At 39.3% G+C, this 20,998-nt stretch carries 15 protein-coding genes, 2 rRNA genes and 1 pseudogene; 12 read left to right on the top strand and 6 right to left on the bottom strand.

All coding sequences use genetic code 11. From position 1 onward, the window contains the following. The 3 genes from rrf (I6E70_RS08930) to glsB form a co-directional block, all read left to right on the top strand. Nucleotides 1-113: ribosomal RNA gene (rrf, locus tag I6E70_RS08930) — 5S ribosomal RNA — on the top strand; the annotation flags it as partial. 63 nt (nt 114-176) lie between these two features. After that, nucleotides 177-291 (top strand): 5S ribosomal RNA (rrf, locus tag I6E70_RS08935). Nucleotides 292-863: 572 nt separating this feature from the next. Further along, nucleotides 864-1,787, top strand: coding sequence for a glutaminase B (gene glsB / locus I6E70_RS08940; protein ID WP_197188553.1), 924 nt, complete (start codon nt 864-866; stop codon nt 1,785-1,787). Between the two features lie 37 nt (nt 1,788-1,824). On the opposite strand, the gene I6E70_RS08945 is transcribed toward glsB, so the two are convergent. Continuing rightward, nucleotides 1,825-3,129, bottom strand: coding sequence for an inosine/guanosine kinase (locus tag I6E70_RS08945; RefSeq protein ID WP_010554383.1), 1,305 nt, complete (start codon nt 3,127-3,129; stop codon nt 1,825-1,827). 178 nt (nt 3,130-3,307) lie between these two features. On the opposite strand from I6E70_RS08945, the gene tadA reads away from it, so the two are divergent. Beyond that, nucleotides 3,308-3,823: a tRNA adenosine(34) deaminase TadA gene (tadA, locus tag I6E70_RS08950; RefSeq protein ID WP_169060046.1), complete on the top strand. Its 516-nt coding sequence runs from the start codon at nt 3,308-3,310 to the stop codon at nt 3,821-3,823. Nucleotides 3,824-3,825: 2 nt separating this feature from the next. Here the strand turns inward: tadA and I6E70_RS08955 are convergent, their stop codons facing one another. Next, nucleotides 3,826-3,993 carry a hypothetical protein gene (locus tag I6E70_RS08955; protein ID WP_007584688.1) on the bottom strand — a complete coding sequence of 56 codons (168 nt, stop codon included), beginning with the start codon at nt 3,991-3,993 and terminating at the stop codon, nt 3,826-3,828. Between the two features lie 198 nt (nt 3,994-4,191). After that, nucleotides 4,192-5,676 carry a membrane-bound lytic murein transglycosylase MltF gene (gene mltF, locus I6E70_RS08960; protein ID WP_197188554.1) on the bottom strand — a complete coding sequence of 495 codons (1,485 nt, stop codon included), beginning with the start codon at nt 5,674-5,676 and terminating at the stop codon, nt 4,192-4,194. 211 nt (nt 5,677-5,887) lie between these two features. Between mltF and purL the strand changes: the two genes are divergently transcribed. The 4 genes from purL (at nt 5,888) to I6E70_RS08980 (ending at nt 12,909) form a co-directional block, all read left to right on the top strand. Next, nucleotides 5,888-9,778 (top strand): phosphoribosylformylglycinamidine synthase, encoded by a 3,891-nt coding sequence (gene purL, locus I6E70_RS08965; RefSeq protein WP_197188555.1) that lies wholly within the window; start codon nt 5,888-5,890, stop codon nt 9,776-9,778. Nucleotides 9,779-9,899: 121 nt separating this feature from the next. Further along, a complete protein-coding gene (locus tag I6E70_RS08970) occupies nt 9,900-12,368 on the top strand; it encodes a YdbH domain-containing protein (protein ID WP_197188556.1) in 2,469 nt (822 codons plus the stop codon). A 2-nt stretch (nt 12,369-12,370) separates the two neighbouring features. After that, nucleotides 12,371-12,568: a YnbE family lipoprotein gene (locus I6E70_RS08975; RefSeq protein ID WP_002961070.1), complete on the top strand. Its 198-nt coding sequence runs from the start codon at nt 12,371-12,373 to the stop codon at nt 12,566-12,568. A gap of 11 nt (nt 12,569-12,579) precedes the next feature. Then, a complete protein-coding gene (locus I6E70_RS08980) occupies nt 12,580-12,909 on the top strand; it encodes a YdbL family protein (protein WP_002961068.1) in 330 nt (109 codons plus the stop codon). A 49-nt stretch (nt 12,910-12,958) separates the two neighbouring features. On the opposite strand, the gene I6E70_RS08985 is transcribed toward I6E70_RS08980, so the two are convergent. Further along, complete coding sequence (locus I6E70_RS08985; RefSeq protein WP_024591451.1) at nt 12,959-13,507, bottom strand: DUF1415 domain-containing protein; 549 nt, start codon at nt 13,505-13,507, stop codon at nt 12,959-12,961. After that, complete coding sequence (waaA, locus tag I6E70_RS08990) at nt 13,504-14,802, bottom strand: lipid IV(A) 3-deoxy-D-manno-octulosonic acid transferase (protein WP_197188557.1); 1,299 nt, start codon at nt 14,800-14,802, stop codon at nt 13,504-13,506. The genes I6E70_RS08985 and waaA overlap by 4 nt, the downstream gene beginning before the upstream one ends. A 181-nt stretch (nt 14,803-14,983) precedes the next feature. Here waaA and I6E70_RS08995 point away from each other — a divergent pair, with 181 nt between their 5' ends. Beyond that, nucleotides 14,984-15,574 (top strand): SIS domain-containing protein, encoded by a 591-nt coding sequence (locus I6E70_RS08995; protein ID WP_002961065.1) that lies wholly within the window; start codon nt 14,984-14,986, stop codon nt 15,572-15,574. Further along, nucleotides 15,574-17,013 carry a bifunctional D-glycero-beta-D-manno-heptose-7-phosphate kinase/D-glycero-beta-D-manno-heptose 1-phosphate adenylyltransferase HldE gene (gene hldE / locus I6E70_RS09000; RefSeq protein ID WP_121954382.1) on the top strand — a complete coding sequence of 480 codons (1,440 nt, stop codon included), beginning with the start codon at nt 15,574-15,576 and terminating at the stop codon, nt 17,011-17,013. Before I6E70_RS08995 ends, hldE begins: the two co-directional genes overlap by 1 nt. A gap of 98 nt (nt 17,014-17,111) precedes the next feature. On the opposite strand, the gene I6E70_RS09005 is transcribed toward hldE, so the two are convergent. Beyond that, complete coding sequence (locus I6E70_RS09005) at nt 17,112-18,617, bottom strand: capsule assembly Wzi family protein (protein ID WP_197188617.1); 1,506 nt, start codon at nt 18,615-18,617, stop codon at nt 17,112-17,114. Between the two features lie 211 nt (nt 18,618-18,828). Here I6E70_RS09005 and I6E70_RS09010 point away from each other — a divergent pair, with 211 nt between their 5' ends. Together I6E70_RS09010 and I6E70_RS09015 are read left to right on the top strand one after the other, a co-directional pair. Then, a complete protein-coding gene (locus tag I6E70_RS09010) occupies nt 18,829-19,899 on the top strand; it encodes a glycosyltransferase family 1 protein (RefSeq protein ID WP_197188558.1) in 1,071 nt (356 codons plus the stop codon). After that, nucleotides 19,899-20,983, top strand: a pseudogene (locus I6E70_RS09015) (glycosyltransferase). Before I6E70_RS09010 ends, I6E70_RS09015 begins: the two are co-directional and overlap by 1 nt. The last annotated feature ends 15 nt before the right edge of the window (nt 20,984-20,998 follow it).

The raw sequence follows: 20,998 nt of genomic DNA on the forward strand, positions 1-20,998 counted from the left end.
TGGTGACAATAGCGTTTTGGACCCACCTGATTCCATGCCGAACTCAGTAGTGAAACGAAACAGCGCCGATGATAGTGTAGCATTTGCTATGTGAAAGTAGGACATTACCAGGCTTCAAATTCAGTCGAAGGACTTTAATCTTAATAATTAAAAACAAGAAAATTGAAAAGAATTTTCTTGGTGACAATAGCGTTTTGGACCCACCTGATTCCATGCCGAACTCAGTAGTGAAACGAAACAGCGCCGATGATAGTGTAGCATTTGCTATGTGAAAGTAGGACATTACCAGGATTTAATTAAGAGAAACCCGTTACAGTAATGTAACGGGTTNTAAGAGAAACCCGTTACAGTAATGTAACGGGTTTTTTGCTTTTTGAAATTAGTAAAACTCTGCATACTAAGAGACGATACGATTAATAATAGTGTAGTATTTCACTGTGACTCTCTATCGCTGTGGGCACTACGACATCCTACTGCGTAGCGCACCGACTTCACATTGTAGAGCGCTCGAATTTAAGATTCGGGCTTTTTTATGTCTGCAGAAAAGTGAAAAACACGCAATTAACACACACTCACATCAACACCTATCACGTAGGTCGGGCGAGCGTAGCGACTCCCGACACTAAAATCATAAAAATCTCCGCTCGACAATGAGTTCGTAGCATTTGCACTGTGACTCTCCACCGCAGTGGGCATCATGACATTACCAGGATTTAATTAAGAGAAACCAGATACAGTAATGTGACGTTTTTTTCTATTTAAATTTAGTAAAATCTCACCGTTAAATTCGACAACAAAACTAGGTGCACCTAATAGCGCGTGTTAAAATCCAATTCTTATGAATGACGATATAGAGGTCTAGATTGCCTACAGCTGATTACCAAAAGGTGCTTGATGAAATAGCACATGAAGTACGTCCTTTATTATCACAAGGGAAAGTAGCTGATTATATACCGGCGCTTGCCGAGGTTGATCCGGAACAATTTTCTATCGCTATTTATACAACTGATGGTGAAACTGTGTGCGCAGGGGATTGTTCTCAACGCTTCACTATTCAATCAGTTTCTAAAGTTATGACACTTACTATGGCACTACAGCGTTATGGTGATGAACTTTGGCATAGAGTCGGAAAGGAACCCTCAGGTACAGCCTTTAACTCGCTTACACAGCTTGAATTTGAAAAGGGGATTCCTCGTAACCCATTCATCAATGCAGGCGCAATTGTAACGTGTGATGCATTATACAGCCGCTTATCTGCGCCAATGCATTCTATGCTCGAAACCTTCAGGTTATTAGCTGGTAATAGAGGCTTAGTAATTGATAAAAAAGTCGCTAATTCAGAGTATGAGTTCAGGCACCGAAATGCTGCGATGGCGCATTTGATGAAATCGTTTGGTAATTTTGAAAACGAAGTAGATGATGTTTTGTGGGCTTACTTTAACTTTTGCTCTATTGAGCTCAACTGTATTGAATTAGCAAAAGCTTATAATTTTTTAGCTAATAAAGGTGTTGATTATAGCTCTGGTAAACCCGTTTTAAGTAGTCGTCAGAATAAACAGCTTAATTCGCTTTTATTCACGAGTGGTTTATATGATGCTGCGGGGGATTTTGGTTACAGAGTGGGTATGCCTGGTAAGTCGGGAGTATCAGGAACTATTTTAGCTGTACTACCAAATAAGTTTACAGTGGCTGTTTATTCACCGGGGCTTAATTCGTTTGGTAATTCGGTTGCAGGAATTGCAGCGCTCGAGCTGTTATCTAAAAAACTCGATATTTCTATTTTTTAGGTAAACAAAAGGGAGCAATAATTGCTCCCTTTGTAATTTATTGTTCCCAGTAAACCTGCTCTAAACAATCTTCACGTTCAGGTAAGCCACGAGATAAACGCGGAGAGTGCTGAACTAATACTTCATAGCTCGCTCGGTTAGCATATTTACTAATTTGCGATAGTGACGAGTAAGTAATAGCTTGTTGCTGATGTTTAGCTGAGTTTGCCACATTAAGCTTATGGTAAACATTCGCTGACAAATCATGAAGCACAGCCGCAAGTGCGCAATCACCTGCACCATTGGTGTTTTTGATTGAATCAGGTCCACCCATAAATGGGGCCGTATGACTATATGCTCTGATAGGTTCATCACACTCATCTTTACGCATAGCTCGTGAGAATTCGTAACGGTTAAAATCAGGTATGGCGCCTGGTAGTAACGGGTATTCGGTTTCACGCTTTAAGCTTTCGTCTACGTAGCCGGCCATAAATAAGCCTTTTTCGCCAGCGGTACAAATAACTAAGTCTACCCAATCAAGTGCTTTATCAGCAGCTAGAAGAGGATCTTCAAAACCTGTAATAGCTAAACCTTCTTCTTCGTTCATAGCAAGAATATCAACATGCTTTTCAACAAAGTTTGCCCACCAAGTAGGGTCTTGTTCAATTAAGAACTTAGTACCGAGTGTAAGCACAACTGGCACACCTGCGTCATTAGCGTATTTTACCGCTTGCATAGTGGCTTCAGTCATTGTTTCGCTACCTTGAGTACGCATAAGATAGGCACTAATCACTAACGCTGATGAATTCTCAATAAGGTCTTTATCGATAGATTCAGGACGTAAGTGATTCATTAGGCCTGCACTTATTGCAAAAGTACGCTCACCGGTTTCATCAATTAATGTAAAACAACGGCCTACAGGCCCATCAACTGGTTGAAGGTAGTTTAAGTCTACACGGCTTGAGGTATTACATAAAAAACGGTAAGCGTAGCTACCTATTTTTATATTTTCGCTCATTACGCCTAATAAAACTGAGCGATCATCTGCAAGTACAGAGTAGTTGTGCATAGTGTTACCAATGGTTCCACCGGCAAACTCAAAATCAACCATATTGTTTAATTTTAAACGATCGTATAAGGCGTTTGTTGTATCGCTATCAATAACTTGCGACATCCCTCTACGTAGTTGAAATTCGTCAAGGAAAGCTTGATCAACTTTTGCCTCTATATCAACAACGATCTGATCGATACCCGTAATATAACTACGTTGTAATCGCTCTGTTGCGTTAAGTTGATTGGTAAGTGGATCTTTGGCTTCCACTGGAAAATAATGTTTATGCCTGCGGCGTCCAGGAAATTTCATTTGCTACCCGTGTTGTGAGCTAAATAAAAAAAGCGTGAGATTATAGCGTAAATCAGCACTAGTGAGCCATTACAAACGGGTAAATATTGTTTTATTTTTGCAATAAAGTAATGAATGGCGCACTTTAGAGTGCTAACTAGGTATAATTACAGCATAAAAGGTTATTTAAGTAGAAATAATGAACGAACCATTTGATGATTCCTACTGGATGGAACAAGCGCTTTTGTATGCAAAGCAAGCAGAGCTGCTTGATGAAATTCCGGTTGGAGCAATTGTAGTCAAAGATAACCAGCTAGTTTCAGTCGGGTATAACCGCTCAATAACGGATAATGACCCATCTGCCCATGCCGAAATGATTGCAGTGCGAGAAGCTGGAAAAGTCCTTAACAATTACCGCTTAATTGATTGCACCCTATACGTAACGTTAGAGCCTTGTTCTATGTGTGCGGGATTGTTAGTGCATAGCAGAATAAAGCGTTTAGTATTTGGAGCAGTCGATGCTAAAACAGGGTCTGCGGGTTCAATTATGAATTTATTACAAGAGCCTAAGTTAAATCATCAAGTTGAGGTGTGCGGTGGTGTTTTGGCACAGCAGTGCGGGGATACTATTTCGAATTTTTTTAAACGTAGAAGAGCGCAAATTAAAGCAGCTAAGAAAGCTGCTCGTGATGATCAAATAAATAAGCCTAGCTAAAGTTAACTAGCGATTGGCTCTATTTCTGATTCAGCCATTTGCTGCATAGCAAACATTCGGCGACGCCAGATGATTTTTTTGTGTAGTTTTCGCAACATAACACGACGACGTGTGGCCGTTGAATAAATGACATTGCGTTTTAATCTTTGTGTGCGTCTACGTTTTAGCATGTTTTCTCCTAATGCAAGAGTGAGAAAGGCACGGGTATATCTTATAAAATAATGATATACAATTAACACACATTAGTGATCATTTGGTGACAAGTAAACAGATATTTAATTTACTTAAATTTTGCTTACTGACATACTCAATAAACGGGTACTTATATTAATCTTAGCCATTGTTTTCACTCGACTGTTCGGGTTCGATTATAGGTTGTTTTTTTCTGTTTGAGCTTCATCGGCCTTACTTTTTACTTCACTTTTCACTTCACTTTTTTCGTTTAGCTTTAGCTCAGTATCAGTGCTCAACTCTGTAATTGGTTCTGGCTCAGGCTCTGCAGCAATAGCATCATTTTCATCTAGCCAAACAAGTGCATCGTAATAGCGACGAATATTATCGACATATTTAACAGCTACATCGCCTCGGGCATAACCGTAGCGAGTTTTACGGTAATAGCGCTTTTTAATTAATAGCGGTAGGCGTTTTTTTACATCAGCCCATTTGTCAGGACTTGCGCCTTGCTGTTCGGTAATTATACGTGCGTCGTTAACGTGCCCCCAACCTACATTGTATCCGGCCAAAGCAAGCCATGTGCGGTCGGGTTGCGGGATACGGTCAGGAATACGTTTAATAAGCTTGCTTAAGTATTTAGCGCCACCACGAATGTTTTGCTCTGGTTCTAACCGGTTAGTAACACCTACTTGTTTGGCTGTACTGCGAGTTAGCATCATGATGCCGCGCACACCTGTTGGTGATTTAGCGCGAGGATTCCACATAGATTCTTGATAGCTTAGTGCCGCTAATAACCGCCAGTCAAGGCTACCTGCATATTGTTCAAACCATGGCTGGTATGTTGGTAAGGTTTCTTTAATTGCTTCGATATAAGCAAGGGTATTTACATAGTTAAATTGGCGTACGTGACCAAAGTATTTTTCTTCAAGTACATAGAGCTGGTTACTTTGCTTAACGTCACCAAAAAATGGCACCAGCAACGCATATAAAGAGTCGTCTTTAGATTTATTAAGTATCCATGCAATCGGGTCGTTATGGCTAACTGAAAAACCAATGCTTAAATTTGGGTGATAACGGCGAAACAGCGATAGCGTGTGCGTATCAGCGAGTGTGTAATCTATCTCGCCATCAATAACTGCTTGAAGTAGTTCTTCTTCATCAAACTCTTCGCTTTCTATCCAAGTGAGATCTGGATTGTTCTTCTTCATTTTTTGTAGAGTAAGCGAGTGGCTACTTTTAGCTATAACAGTAAAGTTGCCATCTAAATCGTCAAATTCTCGAGGACGAACGCGCCCTTGTTTATAAACTAACTTTTGGCTGATTGTTCTGTAAGTTGGTCCGTAACGGTATTGCTCTGCACGGGTTTTATTATAGGTAAGTCCTGACGCTATTAAGTCTAAATCACCGCTTTCAAGGCGTTCAAACATATCAGATAAGTTAAAGAAAGGGACTATTTCAAGCTCTACACCTAAATATTCAGCGAAGGCTTGAGATAACTCATATTCAAAGCCTTGCTCACCTTGAACAGCTTGATAATAATTACTAGCACTGGCAAGGGTACCCACACGTATTTTATTGTGTTCTTTTATTTGGGCGAGTTGAGTTGGCTGCTCTTGCATATCGCATGCACATAACAGCATAACTAAAGTAATGATTATTATTAGTTTTTCTTTGAACATTGAGTGCCCCTTAAGCTCGCCAGTCACCGTTATAGCAAAACTAAGCCATCGCGTCACTTTACCTTTTATTTTATTAACCAAAAGAGGCTATAAATAAAGCTAAAAAGTTAATTTTATGAAAAGCGTAATTTTGAGTTAAATCTGAATGCTAATTGGACTATAATGCGTGCCTAAAATATCGTTCAATCCCTAACCCCGGATGAAATTACCTATGTTGATCCTTCGTGGTGCACCAGCACTGTCAGAGTTCAGAGTTAATAAAATTTTAGCGCGTTGCCAACAATCGCAACTTCCAGTCACTAACGTATACGCCGAGTATGCTCACTTTGCCGATTTAACATCGCCGTTGAGTAGCTCCGAGCAAACCAAGCTTGAAAAACTATTAACTTACGGTCCAACTATTGCTGAGCATACCCCAGCTGGCAAACTTGTACTTGTTACACCTCGCCCAGGTACCATTTCACCTTGGGCATCTAAAGCAACCGATATTGCCCATAACTGTGGTTTAAAACAGGTTCACCGTGTTGAACGCGGTATTGCTTATTATGTTGAAGGTGACTTAAACGCAGAACAACTTGCACAAGTAATTGCGTTATTGCACGACCGTATGACCGAAGCCACGCATAGTGAGCTTGAAGATGCTGCACAACTGTTTCGCAGTGATGCACCGCGCCAAATGTCGTCTGTTGATATTTTAGGCGGCGGACGCGAAGCATTAGCAATAGCTAATGTTGAGCAAGGTTTTGCCCTTGCTGATGACGAAATAGATTACTTGGTAGAAAACTTTATAAAGTTAGGACGTAACCCTAACGACATCGAATTGTTTATGTTTGCACAAGCAAACTCAGAGCATTGTCGCCATAAAATATTTAATGCTGACTGGACAATCGATGGAAAAGAGCAGCCAAAATCGCTGTTTAAAATGATTAAAAATACTTTTGAGTTAAATCCTGAAAATGTATTGTCGGCGTATAAAGATAACGCGGCAGTAATGAAAGGCTCAAAAGCGGGTCGCTTCTTCCCAAATGCGCAAGGTGAATATGCGTATCATCAAGAAGACATTGAAATACTAATGAAAGTTGAAACGCATAACCACCCAACAGCTATTGCCCCATTCTCTGGTGCGGCTACAGGCTCTGGTGGTGAAATTCGCGATGAAGGCGCAACTGGTCGTGGCTCTAAGCCAAAAGCAGGTTTAGTTGGCTTTACTGTATCAAACTTACGTATTCCAGGTTACGAGCAACCATGGGAAAGCGATTTTGGTAAGCCGAGTCGTATTGTTAACGCGCTTGATATAATGACAGAGGGTCCACTAGGTGGCGCTGCATTTAATAATGAGTTTGGTCGTCCTAACTTATTAGGCTACTTCCGTACTTACGAAGAAAAAGTAACAAGCCATAATGGCGAAGAAGTACGTGGTTATCATAAACCAATTATGCTTGCCGGTGGTTTAGGTAATATTCGCTCTGATCATGTTCAAAAAGGTGATATTCCTGTTGGCGCAAAATTAATTGCGCTAGGTGGACCTGCAATGAACATTGGTTTAGGCGGTGGTGCTGCATCAAGCATGGCCTCAGGTCAATCAAATGAAGATTTAGATTTTGCTTCAGTACAACGCGAAAACCCAGAAATGGAACGTCGTTGCCAAGAAGTTATCGATAAATGTTGGCAGTTAGGTGACGAAAACCCAATTGCATTCATCCACGATGTAGGTGCTGGCGGTTTATCAAATGCGTTCCCTGAGCTTGTTAATGATGGCGGACGTGGTGGTAAGTTCCAATTACGTAGCATTCCTAACGATGAGCCAGGTATGGCACCACACGAAATTTGGTGTAATGAATCACAAGAACGTTATGTACTCGCTGTTGGCGTAGAGGACTTTGACCGCTTTGAAGCAATTTGTAAGCGTGAACGTGCCCAGTACGCTGTTATTGGTGAAGCAACCGCTGAACCTCACTTAACAGTGTCAGACAGCCATTTTGAAAATAACCCTGTTGATTTACCGCTGGACGTATTATTAGGTAAAGCACCTAAAATGCACCGCGATGTAACGTCAAAGCAAGTTGTTGGTAAAGCGCTTGATACTACATTAATAAATGCAGCAGATGCAGCGCAGCGCTTAATGCGTTTACCAGCCATTGCAGAAAAAACATTCCTAATAACAATCGGCGATCGCTCAGTTACGGGTTTAGTCGCGCGCGATCAAATGGTCGGTCCTTGGCAAGTACCTGTTGCTAACTGTGCAGTAACTGCAGCAACGTATGATACTTACTACGGTGAAGCTATGTCACTCGGTGAGCGTACTCCTGCAGCATTACTTAATTACGGTGCATCTGCTCGTTTAGCTGTAGCTGAGTCGTTAACTAATATTGCCTGTGCAAACATCGGTAGCCTTGAAAACATTAAGTTATCGGCAAACTGGATGGCAGCAGCGGGTCACCCAGGTGAAGATGCTGGTTTATACGAAGCGGTTAAAGCCGTAGGGGAAGAGCTTTGTCCTGCGCTTGGTTTAACGATTCCAGTGGGTAAAGATTCTATGTCAATGAAAACGACATGGAAAGATGAAGGTGACTCACAAGAGAAGTCAGTAACATCGCCGCTTTCACTGGTTATAACTGCGTTTGGTCGTGTTGACGACGTACGTAAAACAGTCACTCCACAACTGCGCACAGATAAAGGCGATACATCGCTTATATTAGTTGATTTAGGTGCGGGTAAAAACCGCATGGGCGCATCAAGCCTTGCACAAGTTTATAAGCAATTGGGTGATGTAACACCTGATGTTGATAGCCCTGAGTTATTAAAAGGCTTTTATAACGCAATGCAAGCGCTTGTGGCTGATAGTAAGTTACTTGCTTATCATGACCGCTCAGACGGTGGTTTATTTACAACTGTTGCTGAAATGGCGTTTACGGGTCATACCGGTGTAACGGTTGATTTAGCTGGTTTAACAGGCTCTGACATTGAAGCGCTTTATAACGAAGAGCTAGGTGCGGTAATTCAAGTTGCAAATGCTGATTTAGATGCAGTAAATGCGGTGTTTGAACAACATGGTATAGCAGCAATTAGCCACAACATTGGCACGCTTAACAGTGACGATACAATTATATTTAACCGTGGCGAAAATACGGTACTTAATCATACGCGTACTGAGCTTCGTACTATTTGGGCTGAAACAACGTATCAAATGCAAGCACGCCGTGATAACCCTGAGTGTGCTAAGCAGGAGTTTGATGCTAAATTTGATGCAAAAGATCCAGGCTTAAACGTAAAACTAAACTTTGATTTAAACGAAGATATAGCTGCACCATACATTGCAACCGGCGCTAAACCGCAAATGGCTATTTTACGTGAGCAGGGTGTTAACTCTCATTTAGAAATGGCGGCAGCGTTTAATCGCGCAGGCTTTGCAGCCGTTGATGTACACATGAGCGATATTTTAGAAGGTCGTTTAACACTAGAGCAATTTAAAGGTTTAGTGGCTTGTGGTGGTTTCTCATACGGTGACGTACTTGGTGCGGGTGAAGGTTGGGCTAAGTCTATTTTGTTTAACGACATGGCACGCGATCAGTTCCAAAACTTCTTCCACCGTGAAGATACCTTTAGCTTAGGTGTATGTAACGGTTGCCAAATGTTATCAACGTTAAAAGAGTTGATCCCTGGTACTGAACATTGGCCGCGCTTTGTAACTAATAAATCAGAGCGTTTTGAAGCACGCTTTAGTTTAGTTGAAATACAAGAGAATCCGTCTGTGTTCTTTAATGGAATGGCTGGCTCGCGTATGCCTATAGCGGTTTCTCATGGTGAAGGTCATGCTGAGTTTGCAAACGATGCAGCCACTAAAGCGGCGCTTAATAGCGGCACTGTAGCGGTTAAATTTGTAGATAACTACGGCAACCCTACAACGCAGTACCCAGCTAACCCTAATGGTTCTCCAGAAGGTATTACAGGTATTACGTCAACTGATGGTCGCGCCACTGTAATGATGCCGCATCCAGAACGCGTATTCAGAAGCGTTGCCAACTCTTGGCATCCTGATGAGTGGATCGAGGATAGCCCGTGGATGCGTATGTTCCGTAACGCACGTAAAAACGTAGGTTAATTATATTTACGTTTATACAAGTTAGATTCATAATCTTACTGTAAAATTAAAAAGGCTGCATTGTGCAGCCTTTTTTGATTAGTATAGTTTTAGCTAAAAGCACAAAGCATTTAAGGATAGTATGTTTAAGCGAGTTGGTTTAATTGTTGGGGCTGTATTACTAAGTACCTTGCTGCTTGGTTATGTATTTCGTTTACCTTTATTACAGTGGGTTATAGCACCTGAGCTTAAAAAAGCAGGCATTACGTTAAGTTGTCTCGATTTTTCAATTACGTCTGAACTAAATATTCATGCTGATAAAGTGTGTGTAAATTACCAAAATCAACAATTACAACTCACTGGTATTACTGCAAATACAAAGCGTGTAGATATTAAAAATGCAGTGTTAACGGTTAATTCTTTCCCTAAAAGTGATAATGATAATCAACTTGCTAAAAATCTCGATTTAGCGCTGCCTTCAACCCGCCCATTAATTAATATTAAACAGCTTATAGTAAAAAGTGATGAGCTCAATAAGCCACTTAAAATAAGCATATTAGAACCAGAACTAAATAAATTTAATGTCTTGGGTGATATAAACGCGAGTGCAATTTTGACTGCTAATAAAGTAAGTGGCCAGCTTGAAATTAATGACACTTTTTTAAAGCACGTTATAAACACTAAAAATACATTAATTGCAGATACTAATTTTAATTCTCAGCAAGCGTTTAGCTTTGACGGTATAGAGGTTGAGTTAAATGGCGATATTAGCTCCCAGTTTGCTCACACGTATGAGTTTTCTCATACAAATCAGCAGTGCCAGATTAACGTATTAACCACTGGTAAATTGGCGACGCGTTTTAATTTAAATAGCCAAGTGCTAATGTTTAATACCGATTTGTTTAATAACAAAATTAATCTAACACCAAGCTGTGCTGAGTTAATTCCACCGAGTGAATACGCAGGCTTTGTTAGCAAACAAGTTCCTTTAAATTGGCAACTTAAACTCCCTCAATCAATTCGCTTAGAGGGTAGTGAGCTCAGTGTACCTGTAATTAATTTGATGAGTGAAGGCGATAAGCAATTTGATTTTTTAATAACAGATACAACACTAAATATTACATCTCCATTTGAGTACTTACAGACAAATTTATCAGCTCAAATAAATACACCCGATATAAATAATATTAGCGTTAATGCTCAGTTATCTGGCGCTGTTATTAAAGGCGATTACGCCATTATGCTTAAAAGTTTGCCTGAGTTTGCACCTGCAACAGCCAATGGGCTTAGCCTCAGTGGTCACTTTGATATAAGTGAGTTTATAGACTCAAAACCAGTTGGGCTTATAAATGCTAAATTAACGCTTAATAATGTAGATGCGTTTGATATAAGTGTAGTGCAATATCAAGGTGATTTAACTGCAAAAATGGATAAACAGTTAAACGCAGAGGTAGCGTTAACGCAGCAATTAAAAAGCGCAGAATATAAAGAATTTAAAGTCACAGATATAAGTAACACATTAACAGCAAATGCTAATTTAGGCGTAGGTGAGTTATTTGCTGATCTAACAGCAAAAACGAATATAAAGGCTGTTAATAGCCCTGACATAAAACTTAATAATATAAAAGTAGAGTCTACAGGCTTGCAAAGTCGTGCACTAAAAGCCACGCATCACGCATTTATAAACGATGTTGAGTTAGTTGTAAATCATCATATGTCGTCGCAAGCTCATCCGTTTGAAGTCATTATTCCTGAACAAAGTGCGCTGTCGTTAAATGCGTTTATTAGTCAATTTGAGGCACTTGCACAGTTAACAGAGGGCGAATTTAATGGCTATATTAGTGGCGATATAAACTTACAAAATGCACTGTTCAATATAGGGATTAGCCATACAAGTGCATTGTATAACGATTACCTTGCGAGTGATTTAAACAGTGTATTTAGCGGGGAATATAATTCAGGTAAGCTTAATGTAAAACCAACTACCTTTAATTTAAATGAATTTAGAGCAGGTGCTGTAGTTAAAGCGATTGAAGGTCAATGGCAAGTTAATAACAATACCGCGCTTATAAATGATGTAAAAGGAAGTGTGTTTGGTGGCGAGTTTTCATTAGATAGCTACACAGTAGGGAAGCCAAACCAAGTTGCTAATGTTAAGTTTGAAAACATTGATGCAAGTAAACTCGTTACACTCGACGATAAGTCGGGCATTGTATTAACGGGGCGCTTGGCGGGGTCTTTACCGGTTCACTTTGATAGTGGAAAAATTGAAATAATTGACGGTAGCTTATTTAGCCAAGGAACAGGTAATTTAAAAATTACCAATAATGACGCGTTTGATTCAGTAATGCAGCAACAGCAAGAGTTACAACCTGTGTTAGGGCTATTAACTAACTTAGATATTCAAAAACTGAATAGCAGTGTGGCACTAAAAAATGATGGTTGGTTAAAACTAGGGGTTAATTTGCAAGGCTATAATAAAGCAGAGCAGCAGCAGGTTAACTTTAATTATAACCACGAAGAAAACGTATTGACACTTTTACGTGCACTGCGTTTAAGTGACGAAATTACACAAAAAGTTGAGCAACAATACTCACAAAAAGGAAACTAATAATGAGACAGTCGTTATTGATAAAAGTACTGCTCGCGCTGGGTGCTATTAGTGCACTAAGTGCTTGCACGCATCGTGTTGAGGTGTCTGCTAAAGAGCCCATTACTATTAATTTAAATGTGAAGGTCGATCACGAAATTCGCGTAAAAGTAGATAAAGAACTCGACAATTTATTTAGTGACGACAGTGAGTTATTTTAAGGAGCTAGAACATGAATACGAAGAAAAAATTAAATATTATTACGTTAGTTAGTGCAGTATGTATGTCGTTCTCTGCGTGGGCTATTAGCCTTGATGACGCTAAAAACCAAGGTCTAGTAGGTGAAGATAGCTCTGGTTATTTAGGACTTGTTGTACAAAACGCAGAGGCAAAAGCCGTTGTTGATGACATAAATGCAAAGCGTAAAGCGCAGTACTTAAAGCTCGCTAAAAAGAATAACTTGTCGCTTTCACAAGTAGAAGCACTTGCTGCCGCTAAAACAATTGAAAAAACCCAAAGTGGTCATTACGTTGAAGTTAATGGTAACTGGGTTAAAAAATAAGCGTTTTTTTATTGTCTTGTTTTGCACAAACCAAAATAAAACCGAGCATTTAAGCGCTCGGTTTTTTACAGCCTTCAAGTAACTGCTGCCAAAAATCAATCCCCTTACGCCTTGCTAGATTTATATTATGCTCAGGAATAGATTCAGGCTCGTTATAACTATCAAGTGCTTCGCTCATACTTGCTTCGCGGATTAAGTGCAATGTAGGAAAGGGCGCTCTATTTGTGTAGTTTGCGGCATCGGTTTCATCGCTGTCGGCAAATACGTAATCAGGATGAAAGTTAGCAATTTGATACTTCCCTTCAAAGCCTTGCGCGACTAAAAGTGCATTAGCTAAATCGACCAAGTCTAAAAAGTCTTCAAAGTCACTAAAGCCATTGTCAAACATGATAAGGGTTGTTTCGCGCTCTGGTTCACGGTCAAGCTCAACACATTGCTCAAGCATATCCATTACAGCATCATCCATAGTTGCTGCTGGGCTTACTATGTAATGAATACAGTTGTTTTCTACTTCTTTTCGAGCAAATGGGCAAAAGTTATATTTAACAATAACAGATGACACCCATTCACGGGTTTGGCTTATAGCTATGTTGGTCACGGTTTTGGCTCTAAATATTGATTAATAATGGTAAGTGTTTTTTGTATAGCACCTTGGTTTTTAGTTACGCATTGCGCAGCTTTAATACCTAAGGTTTGGCACGCTTTTGTGTTTTGGCTAAACGTTATAAGCTGCTTTGCGAGTTCGTCGTTACTATCAACCACTACAGCACCTTTGAGCTTTGTTAGCTCGGGATAAACATGGTCAAAATTGTATGTGTGTGGACCTGTTATTACACCTACCGAAAACGCTGCTGATTCCAGTGGGTTATGCCCACCTCTGCGAATTAAGCTGCCACCAATAAAGCTCACATTTGCAGCGCCATATAAACACTGTAATTCACCAAGCGTATCAGCAAGAAGTACTTGCTCATTGTTATAGTTATTTTGGCTACGACGGCTAAAGCTAAGTGGGCTTTGCGTTAAAAGCTCTGCCACTTTGTCAAATTGCTCTGGATGGCGCGGGGCAATTATAAGTAATGCGTTCGGTTGTTTTTTTAGTAACTCTTGATGGGCTGAAAGTACCAGCTCATGCTCAACAGGATGTGTTGAGCCTGCTACCCACACAAAGCGCTCATCGTTATTGTCTTCATTACTGTTATAAAGCTGTTTAAGGTTGAGTACTTTGGCTAATTGCTCGTCATTTGGTGTTATATCAAATTTTATAGAGCCTGTTACATGGCTTTTTGAAGCTTCAAGACCAAGTTCAATAAAACGTTTAGCATCTGTTTTATTGTGACTCGCAAGTACCGTAATTGAGCGCATAATAATATGCGTTAATTTAGCGACCTTTTGATAGCCCTGCTGCGATTTCTCTGAGAGTCTTGCATTGATGACAAGCACTGGTATGTTTTTTTTGTGGCTTATCGCCATTAAATTTGGCCATAGCTCTGTTTCTAAAATACACAATGCTTGTGGCTTTATACGCTTTAAAAATCGGGCTGTCGCAAACGGAAAATCGATTGGTAAGTAGCTACACGGCACAGTATTTTTAAACTGGTTAAGTATTTGCTCTCTGCCTGTTGGAGTATTACAGGTTATAAGTATATTTAAATTTGGATGCGCTTTTTGAAGAGCTTTAATAAGCGGCGTTGCGGCTAGTACCTCACCAACAGAAGCACAATGAAAAACTAAAGGTTTGGTTTTAGTCGTAAATAAAGACTTACTGACAAACCCAAAGCGCTCTTTAAAGTGTGCACGATAACCTTGGTTTTTTTTACCTCGTAAAATATAGAGATAAAATACAATCAGTGGGCTAATAAAAATTAATGCTAATGAGTAAAAAATGCGTGCCATACTGATCTTTCTTAAAGGGAAGTGTCGTTAGTTTACCGTGAAATAGCCGTTTTCTAAACATACTCGCAATAAAATATGGTCTGGGTTCAGTTATAACCCGATAAAATGCACACAATTAAATAAAATTATGGAATAATGGATTTAATTTTTCCCTGCTATTTCAGTTCCTAGAGGAATTTTCATGTCAATTATCGATTCAGTGGCAACTAGCTACGTTGAAACATTAAACCGTCATCAAGCATTATTTGAAACGATGGAAGCTTATCATCAAGAATCTATGCAACTGTTAGAAGCATGCCACAGTGCATTACAAGCTGGTGGCAAGATTGTTTGGTTTGGTAACGGCGGTAGTGCAGCCGATGCGCAGCATTTAGCAGCAGAATTTGTAGTGCGTTATAAATTAGAACGTGGTCCGCTTGCCTCAATGGCATTGACTACAGATACATCAATTTTAACAGCACACAGTAACGATTATCACTTTGATACGGTGTTTGAACGCCAAGTTCAAGCGCTATGTAAGCCAGAAGATTTAGTGATTGGTTTAACCACATCAGGTACTAGTAATAATATTAATTTAGCATTAGAAGCTGCAAATAAACTAGGCGCTTTTACAGTGGCATTAACTGGACGTGATGGCGGTAAAGTAAAAGATATTGCTAAGTTACCTATCATTATAAAAAATGACGAAACAGCACGTATTCAAGAAGCTCACATGTTTATAGGTCACTGGTTATGTGAAGCCATGGATATGGTTGTTGCGGAGCAGCAGTAATGGATTTATCGTTATTAAAAAACTTATCAGCGGCACGAATATTAGTTGTTGGCGACGTAATGCTAGACCGTTATTGGTATGGTGATACAGGTCGCATTTCGCCAGAAGCGCCAGTACCGGTTGTTAAAGTGAGTAAATTTGAAGACAAAGCGGGCGGCGCAGCTAACGTTGCAAAAAATATAGCGCGGTTAGATGCAAAAGTTGGCTTACTGGGCTTAATTGGTGAAGATGAAAGCGGGCAGATTTTAGAGACTATTCTAAAAGGTGAAAAAATAAGTTCACAATTAGTCAGTGTATGTGATTTACCGACTATTTCAAAAATGCGTGTTATTAGCCGCCATCAACAACTGGTTCGTCTTGATTTAGAAGAAACATTTACCGAGCAACACAGCCAACTTTTATTAAACCGTTTAGAGCTTGTACTTGATGAATACGATTTTATTGTGTTCTCTGATTACAGCAAAGGATCTTTAAGCTTAATTAAAGAGATGGTAAGCCTTGCTAAGGGCGCCGGAAAAACGGTTTTAATCGACCCTAAATCGCCAGACTTACACTTATACGAAGGTGCTGATTACATTACGCCTAATTTACATGAGTTTAAGTTAGCGGGTGGTCAAACCGATTCAGAAGAAGCTTTAGCAGCAAGTGCACGTGATTTAATTAGCAAAAATGGCATTAAAGCCATGTTGCTTACGCGTTCTGAGCAAGGTATGTCGTTAATTAATGCAGATGAAAAGTTTGATTTTGCAGCACAAGAACTTGAAGTAAGTGATGTGACTGGGGCTGGTGATACGGTTATAGCTACACTCGCGGTTATGCTTGGTGCGGGCATGGAACCTAAAGATGCTGTCGAAATTGCTAACTTAGCGGCAGGTATAGCGGTTAGTAAATTTGGTGCAGCTACTGTCTCGCCAGAAGAGTTAAGTCGTAAGCTTGGTCAGTATTTACATACTACTGGTGAGCATTACCAAACACCATTTGATGATGTACTTCAGCATATTGAATTTGCAAAACAAAACGGCGAAACCATTGTATTTACTAATGGCTGCTTTGATATTTTACATGCTGGGCATGTGCGTTATTTAGCACAAGCTAAAGCCCGAGGCGATAGACTCGTTGTTGGATTAAATAATGATGAATCTATTACGCGTTTAAAAGGGGCCGATCGTCCTATTAACCCACTAGATGAGCGTGCAATGGTACTTAGCGCACTTTCATCAGTTGATTGGGTTATTCCGTTTGGCAGTTTAGATGAAAACGATACTCCCGCTAAATTAATTGAGCAAATAAGCCCTGATATTTTAGTTAAGGGTGGCGACTACACCGTAGAGCAAATAGCGGGTGCTGAGCATGTAATCCGCCATGGTGGGAAAGTTGAAGTGCTTGAATTTTTAGATGGATGCTCAACATCAAAAGTAATTAGTAAAATTAAACAGTAATTACTGATTTAGTTTGCTAAAAAATACAAAAAAGGGATGAAAACACTGTTTTCATCCCTTTCTTACTTTTAATACGTTACTTTATTAAAAGTAACGTATTAAAAGTTATATTCGTACTTAGCAAATGCAGAAGTATCGTTTTCAGCGCCGTCATTGTTAGACGCAAAAGCACCTAAAGTAACGCGGCCGCCCATAGAAAGCATTCTGTAACGTACTTCTAGTTGTTTAGAGTTAACCCCAGTTTTAGTGATGGTATTTCCTAAGTCAGGATTGTTAGGATAACGATCGCGATTGTCACTATTATAATCAACACTGCGCAGTTTTACCTGCCAATCATTACCATTTGACAGCTGGCCTAATAAAGTTAAAACAACTGATTGTGCATCATTATCGTATGTTGAGCCAATAGTGCGACCATGGTAGCGGTAACCTGATCTATAAGTATCATGCTCGTAGTAGCAGCTTTCAATCGTTGATTCAACTTGGCATGAAACACTGGTATCTATATATTCGATATTTACCAATATATTTTGATGGTATATACGCTGTGTTGTTTGCATACCAAATAAATAAGCTCTGTCGGCTGGCTTAAACTGTGAACTGGCATCTTCTCCAATAGTACTGGCATACACAGCATAAGGTCGGTTGAAAAGTGTATCTGACCAACGAATATCGATCCCCCCTAGCTGATTACCTATTTTTGACTCTAACTGGCTATCACAACTTTCATTACCATCAGTGCAAACTGCTTGCCCCGTAATTATATCAATAAAATCGCCTGCAGAGCTTGGTTGTTCGTCACCTGCCCATTGTGCAGACAGACTAAGTGCAATTTCTAGTTGTTGAATAGGGCGAAAATTAATACGAGTACTCCAAAGCAAAGCATCAGGTATAACACGTGTAGATTCAAGTTTTGCCATTTGAGCTGTAAAGCTCCATTGACCAATCCAGCTTAACCATGGTGTTTCAAAAGCTGTACTTTTTTCTCTTGTTACACTTAGTGCAGGTAAAGGTTTCGCATTACCTGACATAATTAAGCTATTATCAACACCAGGTCCCCAAAATTGTTCAACAGCACCGGCTCTAAAAATCCAGTTACCTAAACGGTAAGCTAAGTAACTATTATCAAGTGAGGTATCGTTACAATCGGTTAAAGCTTGCTCGTTGGTTTCAATGTCATCTATCGTTTTTCCATTAACTAAGCACTTCTTACCGTCTTTTCTATAATTTATAGCTACTTTAGCTGCAAAGTTATCGCCTAAATAAGCGTAAGCTGCTGAAAGCTCTGTTTCTTGGGTATCAGTTGCACCAAAACTTGTTGCTATGATTGGATCTGTGGCTGCAAAAGCTGATAATTGAAGACTATGTGAGCTATTATTTTCTGATTTATATCGATGTTTAACGCGAAGTAAAGCATCTTGTAAGCTTGGAGATAATTGCTCCAGCGGCATACTTTCCACATCGCTTATAAAACTTTTCCACATAAGCGGATAGGTAGTTACAGGAGCTAAAATAACACCGGCATCAGCTAATTGTTGAATATCAGCTCTTAGACCATAATCATCGGGTTTTACCCATGGCTCAGCATTAACTGATGCGCTCATAGCGCAAAAAAGAGTAGAAAGTAGAAAAATTCTGTTTCGCAAAGTTCAGATCCTTGTGATTAAGATTGCGGCTAAGTTTATCAATCTAAGTCTGCTATTGCAGTAAATAATCAAATTTATAGAGTTAATTTAATATATTAAAATGTAACCTGTCTATCGTAATAAGTATCTGATTGATATACTGGAGCTCAAATAGGACATTGAGAATGCAATGAGCAACAAACGACTTTTATTTATTCCAGTATCATCACCAGAAGGCATTGGTGAATATATGCGCTCGTTGTTGTTGGCTCAAAGTTTAAAGGCAGAACTTGCAGATTCTCTCGATATTCACTTTATATTAAATAAGCATACAAGCTACGCAAAAGATTGTCCTTTTGAAGCCACACTACTCGAACACTCAGCGACTAAAGAGCTTGATTTTGTTTGCGACTTTATAGAGCAATTTAAACCTGATGTCGTTGTTTTTGATTGTGCAGGACGTGCAGGGCATATGAAGGCGGCTAAAAAGGTAGGCGCTAAAGTTATATTCATTTCTCAGCATGCAAAAAAACGTGCTAAAGGCTTAAAACTTAACAGAATTAATTTAATTGATACACATTGGGTTGTACAGCCTGATTATTGTATTGAGCCACTTACATGGGCTGAAAGTACGAAGTTAGACATGTTTCCCTTGGCACATCCTCGTAATGTAGGTCCTTTTGTTACATTTGCCTCTTGCGCGCAAAAACGTGATGTTTTAAATCGCTATAAATTAGTACCTGAAGGCTATTTTATTGTTAATGCCGGCTCAGGCGGGCATATATTAAATAATATTAATTGTGCTGATGTTTACTTTAAAGCCGCGCTTAAAATTACTAAGCACACTGGTTTAAAAGCAGTTGTTGTGTTTGGTCCCAATTATAAGAAAGCCATTCCGAAAAGCGATGAGGTTACTTGTTTAGCAAGTCTGCAAAGTACTGATTTTTTGGCATTAATGAGCCAAGCTAAAGTCGCATTACTTAGCGGTGGAGATACTTTATTACAAGCAATTGCCGTTAAAACTCCCGTTGTGGCATGTGCTATCTCAAAAGATCAAAATACACGTTTAGATCGTTGTGTTAATACAGGTGTTGTAATTAAAGCAAATTTCGATGTTGATGAAATCATAACAAAAATAGCTCAAGTTATTACTGAGCCTTTTTATAGTAATTTTATTGATAAAAATAACCAGCTTGATAATTCAAATAGTTATGATGTAATCACTAATGGCATAAAAAATATGCTTATAGAGGAGCGCTAATGAATATAGTGATTGTAATTGATTCCCTAGTGGGTGGTGGTGCTGAAAAGTAATGCTTACCCTTGCTGAGGAAATGGCCAAGTTACAGTACTGAATCACTATTTTGTTTCTTGCTAACTCTATTGAATATAATATCCCTGAAGTACTTAACGTGGAGAGTTTATTCGCACATAGGGCATCAAAAGTAGATCGATTTTGGCAGCGTAAAAATAGCATTTTAACACTACAAACTTGGTTTGAAAAAAAACAAAGCGAGATTGGCAATATTGATCTAGTACTTTCTAACCTTGATAGAAGTAATAATTTACTTGCGCGTAGTAATATCAAAAATGTTCACTTTGTTATTCATAACTCTGTCAATGCAGAACTTGCACGTCAAAAAAAGTTAGGTCCATTTTCATACTTATATCTTAAAAAAAGTAAGCAAAATTTAAATGGTAAATCACTTATTTGCGTATCAAAGGGTGTTGAAAAAGAAATAATACAAGGGGATTTAATTAACCCAAGTGCAATTGCGACTATTTACAACCCGTTCGATTTTGAAAAAATAAGACAGCAAGCAAATGAGCAAAATAACAATATCCCAAATGAGCCCTACTTAATTCATGTAGGAAGACTCGCCAAACAAAAACGCCACGATATATTATTTGCAGCATTTGCAAAGCTTGATAAAAAATACAAGTTAGTACTTTTATGTAATAAACCGGCTAAAGCGCTAAAGCTTGCACAGGAATACGGCATAGAAAAATAGTTAGTAGTGCCAGGATTTCAACAAAACCCGTACAACTGGATTAAGCATGCCAAAGCTTTAGTGTTGAGTTCTGATTTTGAAGGACTTCCAACGGTATTAATTGAGGCTTTAGCGGTGGGTACTCCGGTAGTTAGTACTAATTGTACATTTGGACCAAGCGAGATATTAACAGGCGAGCTAAGTAAATATTTAGTACCCGTTCAGCAAAGTGAGGCATTAGCCAATGCCGTTAAGCAGGTGCTAGCAGATAAGCCAAATGTAGAAAACGCAGATATTCTAAAACAAGTACAGGCAGAGCAGGTTGCTCTGCAGTATTTAGCATTGGCTAACTAAGTTAACTTATATTAG

Origin of the sequence: Pseudoalteromonas sp. NGC95 (genome assembly GCF_015864705.1) — a bacterium.
In the GTDB taxonomy this organism is placed as follows: domain Bacteria; phylum Pseudomonadota; class Gammaproteobacteria; order Enterobacterales; family Alteromonadaceae; genus Pseudoalteromonas; species Pseudoalteromonas arctica.

Bases quoted from the DNA above. Each gene is read 5' to 3' on its own strand.
- I6E70_RS08995 (WP_002961065.1), top strand. From the start codon at position 14,984: ATGTCAATTATCGATTCAGTGGCAACTAGCTACGTTGAAACATTAAAC.
- tadA (WP_169060046.1), top strand. From the start codon at position 3,308: ATGAACGAACCATTTGATGATTCCTACTGGATGGAACAAGCGCTTTTG.
- mltF (WP_197188554.1), bottom strand. From the start codon at position 5,676: ATGTTCAAAGAAAAACTAATAATAATCATTACTTTAGTTATGCTGTTA.
- purL (WP_197188555.1), top strand. From the start codon at position 5,888: ATGTTGATCCTTCGTGGTGCACCAGCACTGTCAGAGTTCAGAGTTAAT.
- I6E70_RS09005 (WP_197188617.1), bottom strand. From the start codon at position 18,617: ATGAGCGCATCAGTTAATGCTGAGCCATGGGTAAAACCCGATGATTAT.
- I6E70_RS08980 (WP_002961068.1), top strand. From the start codon at position 12,580: ATGAATACGAAGAAAAAATTAAATATTATTACGTTAGTTAGTGCAGTA.
- hldE (WP_121954382.1), top strand. From the start codon at position 15,574: ATGGATTTATCGTTATTAAAAAACTTATCAGCGGCACGAATATTAGTT.
- I6E70_RS08955 (WP_007584688.1), bottom strand. From the start codon at position 3,993: ATGCTAAAACGTAGACGCACACAAAGATTAAAACGCAATGTCATTTAT.
- I6E70_RS08970 (WP_197188556.1), top strand. From the start codon at position 9,900: ATGTTTAAGCGAGTTGGTTTAATTGTTGGGGCTGTATTACTAAGTACC.
- waaA (WP_197188557.1), bottom strand. From the start codon at position 14,802: ATGGCACGCATTTTTTACTCATTAGCATTAATTTTTATTAGCCCACTG.
- I6E70_RS08945 (WP_010554383.1), bottom strand. From the start codon at position 3,129: ATGAAATTTCCTGGACGCCGCAGGCATAAACATTATTTTCCAGTGGAA.
- I6E70_RS08975 (WP_002961070.1), top strand. From the start codon at position 12,371: ATGAGACAGTCGTTATTGATAAAAGTACTGCTCGCGCTGGGTGCTATT.
- I6E70_RS09010 (WP_197188558.1), top strand. From the start codon at position 18,829: ATGAGCAACAAACGACTTTTATTTATTCCAGTATCATCACCAGAAGGC.